The 3,047-nt window shown below is 52.9% G+C and carries 1 rRNA gene; it reads left to right on the plus strand.

What is annotated here, in order from left to right:
* Positions 1-79: 79 nt before the first annotated feature.
* Positions 80-3,009: ribosomal RNA gene (locus ACWHAR_RS19590) — 23S ribosomal RNA — on the plus strand.
* The last annotated feature ends 38 nt before the right edge of the window (positions 3,010-3,047 follow it).

Below are 3,047 nucleotides of genomic sequence, written 5' to 3' on the forward strand. Positions count from 1 at the left end.
TGTTCTTTGAAAACTAGATAACAGAAGTAATTCACATTCAATTAGTAATGCAAGATATCACGTAGTGATTCTTTTTAACGGTTAAGTTAGAAAGGGCGCACGGTGGATGCCTTGGCACTAGGAGCCGATGAAGGACGGGACGAACACCGATATGCTTCGGGGAGCTGTAAGCAAGCTTTGATCCGGAGATTTCCGAATGGGGAAACCCACCACTCGTAATGGAGTGGTATCCATATCTGAATACATAGGATATGAGAAGGCAGACCCGGGGAACTGAAACATCTAAGTACCCGGAGGAAGAGAAAGCAAATGCGATTCCCTGAGTAGCGGCGAGCGAAACGGGACCAGCCCAAACCAAGAGGCTTGCCTCTTGGGGTTGTAGGACACTCTGTACGGAGTTACAAAGGAACGAGGTAGATGAAGAGGTCTGGAAAGGCCCGCCATAGAAGGTAACAGCCCTGTAGTCAAAACTTCGTTCTCTCCTGAGTGGATCCTGAGTACGGCGGAACACGTGAAATTCCGTCGGAATCCGGGAGGACCATCTCCCAAGGCTAAATACTCCCTAGTGACCGATAGTGAACCAGTACCGTGAGGGAAAGGTGAAAAGCACCCCGGAAGGGGAGTGAAAGAGATCCTGAAACCGTGTGCCTACAAGTAGTCAGAGCCCGTTAACGGGTGATGGCGTGCCTTTTGTAGAATGAACCGGCGAGTTACGATCCCGTGCAAGGTTAAGCAGAAGATGCGGAGCCGCAGCGAAAGCGAGTCTGAATAGGGCGAATTGAGTACGTGGTCGTAGACCCGAAACCAGGTGATCTACCCATGTCCAGGGTGAAGTTCAGGTAACACTGAATGGAGGCCCGAACCCACGCACGTTGAAAAGTGCGGGGATGAGGTGTGGGTAGGGGTGAAATGCCAATCGAACCTGGAGATAGCTGGTTCTCTCCGAAATAGCTTTAGGGCTAGCCTCAAGGTAAGAGTCTCGGAGGTAGAGCACTGATTGGACTAGGGGCCCCTACCGGGTTACCGAATTCAGTCAAACTCCGAATGCCGATGACTTATCCTTGGGAGTCAGACTGCGAGTGATAAGATCCGTAGTCGAAAGGGAAACAGCCCAGACCGCCAGCTAAGGTCCCAAAGTATACGTTAAGTGGAAAAGGATGTGGAGTTGCTTAGACAACCAGGATGTTGGCTTAGAAGCAGCCACCATTTAAAGAGTGCGTAATAGCTCACTGGTCGAGTGACTCTGCGCCGAAAATGTACCGGGGCTAAACGTATCACCGAAGCTGCGGACTGTTCTTCGAACAGTGGTAGGAGAGCGTTCTAAGGGCTGTGAAGCAAGACCGGAAGGACTTGTGGAGCGCTTAGAAGTGAGAATGCCGGTATGAGTAGCGAAAGAGGGGTGAGAATCCCCTCCACCGAATGCCTAAGGTTTCCTGAGGAAGGCTCGTCCGCTCAGGGTTAGTCGGGACCTAAGCCGAGGCCGAAAGGCGTAGGCGATGGATAACAGGTTGATATTCCTGTACCACCTCCTCACCATTTGAGCAATGGGGGGACGCAGGAGGATAGGGTAAGCGCGGTATTGGATATCCGCGTCCAAGCAGTTAGGCTGGGAAATAGGCAAATCCGTTTCCCGTGAAGGCTGAGCTGTGATGGCGAGCGAATTATAGTAGCGAAGTTCCTGATTCCACACTGCCAAGAAAAGCCTCTAGCGAGGTGAGAGGTGCCCGTACCGCAAACCGACACAGGTAGGCGAGGAGAGAATCCTAAGGTGATCGAGAGAACTCTCGTTAAGGAACTCGGCAAAATGACCCCGTAACTTCGGGAGAAGGGGTGCTCTGTTAGGGTGCAAGCCCGAGAGAGCCGCAGTGAATAGGCCCAGGCGACTGTTTAGCAAAAACACAGGTCTCTGCGAAGCCGTAAGGCGAAGTATAGGGGCTGACGCCTGCCCGGTGCTGGAAGGTTAAGAGGAGCGCTTAGCGTAAGCGAAGGTGCGAATTGAAGCCCCAGTAAACGGCGGCCGTAACTATAACGGTCCTAAGGTAGCGAAATTCCTTGTCGGGTAAGTTCCGACCCGCACGAAAGGCGCAACGATCTGGGCACTGTCTCAACGAGAGACTCGGTGAAATTATAGTACCTGTGAAGATGCAGGTTACCCGCGACAGGACGGAAAGACCCCGTGGAGCTTTACTGCAGCCTGATATTGAATGTTGGTACAGCTTGTACAGGATAGGTAGGAGCCTTGGAAACCGGAGCGCCAGCTTCGGTGGAGGCATCGGTGGGATACTACCCTGGCTGTATTGACCTTCTAACCCGCCGCCCTTATCGGGCGGGGAGACAGTGTCAGGTGGGCAGTTTGACTGGGGCGGTCGCCTCCTAAAAGGTAACGGAGGCGCCCAAAGGTTCCCTCAGAATGGTTGGAAATCATTCGCAGAGTGTAAAGGCACAAGGGAGCTTGACTGCGAGACCTACAAGTCGAGCAGGGACGAAAGTCGGGCTTAGTGATCCGGTGGTTCCGCATGGAAGGGCCATCGCTCAACGGATAAAAGCTACCCCGGGGATAACAGGCTTATCTCCCCCAAGAGTCCACATCGACGGGGAGGTTTGGCACCTCGATGTCGGCTCATCGCATCCTGGGGCTGTAGTCGGTCCCAAGGGTTGGGCTGTTCGCCCATTAAAGCGGTACGCGAGCTGGGTTCAGAACGTCGTGAGACAGTTCGGTCCCTATCCGTCGCGGGCGCAGGAAATTTGAGAGGAGCTGTCCTTAGTACGAGAGGACCGGGATGGACGCACCGCTGGTGTACCAGTTGTTCTGCCAAGGGCATCGCTGGGTAGCTATGTGCGGACGGGATAAGTGCTGAAAGCATCTAAGCATGAAGCCCCCCTCAAGATGAGATTTCCCATTCCGCAAGGAAGTAAGATCCCTGAAAGATGATCAGGTTGATAGGTCTGAGGTGGAAGTGTGGCGACACATGGAGCTGACAGATACTAATCGATCGAGGACTTAACCAATTTGAATGTATGCTTACTGTTATCTAGTTTTGAGAGAA

The sequence above is a fragment of the Bacillus sp. LR--39 genome, from assembly GCF_053613335.1.